The 3,584-nt window shown below is 29.2% G+C and carries 3 protein-coding genes and 1 tRNA gene; 3 read left to right on the plus strand and 1 reads right to left on the minus strand.

The features are described 5' to 3' along the window. Nucleotides 1-19: 19 nt before the first annotated feature. On the minus strand, nt 20-1,414 hold the full coding sequence (locus B3630_RS11975) for a hypothetical protein (protein WP_346898451.1): 1,395 nt from the start codon (nt 1,412-1,414) through the stop codon (nt 20-22). Nucleotides 1,415-1,512: 98 nt separating this feature from the next. Here B3630_RS11975 and B3630_RS11980 point away from each other — a divergent pair, with 98 nt between their 5' ends. The 3 genes from B3630_RS11980 to B3630_RS11990 all read left to right on the plus strand — a co-directional run bounded on the left by B3630_RS11980 (nt 1,513) and on the right by B3630_RS11990 (nt 3,548). Beyond that, on the plus strand, nt 1,513-2,490 hold the full coding sequence (locus B3630_RS11980; RefSeq protein WP_346898453.1) for an AIR synthase family protein: 978 nt from the start codon (nt 1,513-1,515) through the stop codon (nt 2,488-2,490). A gap of 23 nt (nt 2,491-2,513) precedes the next feature. Continuing rightward, on the plus strand, nt 2,514-3,110 hold the full coding sequence (locus B3630_RS11985) for an XTP/dITP diphosphatase (protein ID WP_346898455.1): 597 nt from the start codon (nt 2,514-2,516) through the stop codon (nt 3,108-3,110). Nucleotides 3,111-3,472: 362 nt separating this feature from the next. Beyond that, a tRNA-Pro gene (locus B3630_RS11990) sits at nt 3,473-3,548 on the plus strand. Nucleotides 3,549-3,584 lie beyond the last annotated feature (36 nt).

Consider the following 3,584-nt stretch of genomic DNA (forward strand, 5'->3'; position numbering starts at 1 on the left):
TTTTGCGACGCCCCCTTTATTAGAAATCTAAAATTGTATTTAAATAAATAATTGTAAAAAAGTTAAACATGTTTTTACAAGAATCAAAACTATGCTTATAGTGTTTATAACTTTCTTTTTTTCTATTTAAAGAAATATTTTTAACAAAAATAGGTGCTAAGTCATTAGTATCATTATTTACATAAGAAGAAAATCTGAAATAATTATCATCTAATAAGTCTTCTGACTTACATGAAAAATTCCTATATCTTTCAGGATTATCAAGACTAGGAGCTTCTGGCCACCTAAGTATAATTCCGGAGCTTACTACTTGTTTTTTATAAAGACCATGAATTTTAGAAGCGAGCTCTGTTCTTTCATTGTCGCTCAATAAAGACTCTTGAATCATAAATACATAAAGATATAGAATTATTTCATCTGAAGAAAATTTGTTTTCTTTTTCTGAAATGTCTTTTATAAAAATACCATCATCACTATTATATAGTTTTTCTAAATTATTAAAGATTTTAAAGGCTGCATCTTTAAAATGTGATAAATTGGTATTTTTATAAGTTAATATAGAGTTTATATAGCATAAACAAGAAATATCTATATTATCTCTAATTACAGAAGGTGGCATATGATTGATGTTTTCAATCATTAATTCAGAAAAATCTACTAGTAATTCTTTAGCTTTCTCTAGTTTTGAACATTCATAAAGAATATTGAAGGCTAAACATATTTTAACTAACTCATCATGAGAAGTATTATATATTTCTTGCTTTAGGTTTGAAAATAGATTCATTATATCTAGAGCAAAGGATTTAAAGCTTTCATTATTATCTTCTGAAAGTGTAGCACATTTATAATATGCTGCCATGAGAAGAGCTTGTGTTGAAAATTTAAACTTCATATTCTTGTCTGTAAGAAAATATTCTTTTTGAAGAGGATCTGTAGAATCATATTTATCAACAAATACCCCCTCACTATTACGGCAATAAAGAGCAAAAAATTCTAATTGCTCAATGGATAGGTCAACATAGTATTTGCTAAGTTTATATTTATCCTCATCAATATCTTTAAATTTTCTGTAATAGTCAGATAAGTACAGCAGACCAAGGGTCATATACCCATTAGCACATATGTTTATTTCTCTTTTAAACTTGCGATGATTCCAAAGTAATTTATCTTTTTCTTTCAAAAGTTTTCCGTCGGCTTTTCTATATACACATAATAGTGGAGAAATAACGCTATTTGTGATATCATCATCATTAGGTAAAGGTTTAATTTTTAAGTTTGCATTTCTAGATATAATTCCACATCCAGAATGTAGAACTATATGTCTAAGGGACTCTTTAGAAAAATGAAACAATTGACTTTTTATATTGTCATTGTTTAGTATGTTAATTCTTAAAAAAGGTCCTATATATCTCAAAATAACACCACCAGAATATTAGTTATATTTAATAATATGATATGAGAAGTGAAAATGTGCTAAAAACACAATAGTTTTTTTAGGTTAGGAGAATTTATATGAGGGTAGGAAAATTAAATTGGAATGAACTAAAGTACATAATAGATAACCATAAAGGGAAAGAGAGGAAGGAAGTAGAAGTATCTAACGGCATAGGAGAAGATTGTGCCATTATAAATTTTGATAGTAATCAATGTGTAATTTCTACAGACCCTGTAACTGGTGCAGATGAAAATATAGGTAAAATTGCAGTTAACATTAACTGTAATGATATAGCTTCCTGTGGAGTCGAACCATTAGGAATCTTGGTTACCATACTAGCACCGCAAAAGACTACAATACAAGAATTACATGATCTTATGAAAGAAATCCATGAAGAGGCATGTAAAGTAAATGTTCAAATTATAGGTGGCCATACTGAAATAACAGAAGCTGTTAATAAGATAGTGGTTTCGTGTACAGCTATTGGGAAAAGTAATGTTAATAGTGCTATCAGCACGTCTGGAGCAAAAGTAGGGGATAGTATAATAGTCACTAAACAACTCTGTCTTGAAGGAACTTCAATATTGGTTAATGATTATGAAGAGAGATGCAGGGGTATATTAACAGGTGAAGAAATTGAAGAAGCAAGAGGCTATGTGGAAAGCATAAGTGTAGTTAAAGAAGGAAAAATAGGTGGAATAGCTAAAGCAACATCTATGCATGATATAACAGAAGGTGGAGTTTTAGGAGCACTATGGGAAGTTGCTAATGCAAGTAATGTAGGATTTAAGGTCGATAAATCTAAAATGCCAATTACAGAAATTACAAGGAAAGTATGTAAAGAGTTTAATATAGATCCATTAAGACTAATATCATCAGGTAGTATGCTTATAACTACTGATAATTCAGAAGAGTTATTAAAATCTTTTGATGATAATGGAATTAAGGCTACTGAAATAGGAGAAATAACTAAAAATAAAGGTATAGTAATAGATGATAAAGAAATCAATGAAGTAACTCCGCCAGAAGCAGATGAGTTATTTAACATACAGTAGACATTTTAGAAGGAGAATTTGTAATGAAAAGAGTAATAGTTGCTAGTAATAATCATCATAAAATTGTAGAAATAAAGGAGATTCTTAAAGAGTTTGATTTAGAGGTAGTATCTTTAAAAGAAGCTGAAATAGATATAGATGTAGAAGAAACAGGAACTACATTTATGGAAAATGCATACATAAAGGCTAAGGCAATTCATGAAATTTGTAAAGATGTACTTGTTTTATCTGATGATTCGGGATTATCAGTAGAAGTATTAAATGGGGCCCCAGGAATATATTCTGCTAGATATAGTGGTGAACATGGAAATTCAGTGGAAAATAATAAAAAGTTAATAAGAGAGTTAGAAGGTGTGCATTTTAATGAACGAAAAGCAAAATTTATATGTGCTATGGTTTTGATAGTCAATGATAAAGATATTATCAAAGTTCAAGGTGAAGTAGAAGGTTTAATATTAGAGGAGTACAAAGAGTGTGAAGGATTTGGATATGATCCTTTATTCTACGTGCCAGAACTAAAGGCTACATTTAATGAAGTACCTTCTAAAGTGAAAAATGCTATAAGTCATAGGGGAAATGCATTATCTAAGTTAACAGAAGAGATGAAAAAATATTTATAGTTTACATATAATAATTCAACTTGTTATATATTTAAATAGTTCCATGTATAAATATATTTATTTTTACATAGGGAACTATTTAAATTTCTTCCTTGTGTTAAGTATTAAGTTACATAATTTGTTAGTTTTATTTAAGTTTATTTTAATATGGGCAGAGAATTTAGTAGTAACAATATATGTAATTAGTATTCTTAAGGTATATAAGAGAAAAGAAGGCAAATAAGGATTTGAAGAGAATTTACAATAAAAACTGTCAAAATTTAATTAAAAACTTCAAAAAAGGTGTTGACTAATTAAAGGGAAGTCTGTATAATAAATTTTGTCGTTAAGGTTATTATCAAACGGCACTGATTAAGATATATCGGGGTGTGGCGCAGATGGGAGCGCGCGTGGTTTGGGACCATGAGGTCGCAGGTTCAATCCCTGTCACCCCGACCATTTTAAATTAAATATATGCGGGTGTAACTCAATGGT

This window comes from Clostridium sp. UBA7503, from assembly GCF_002477055.1.
GTDB classification, from domain to species: domain Bacteria; phylum Bacillota; class Clostridia; order Clostridiales; family Clostridiaceae; genus Clostridium_J; species Clostridium_J sulfidigenes.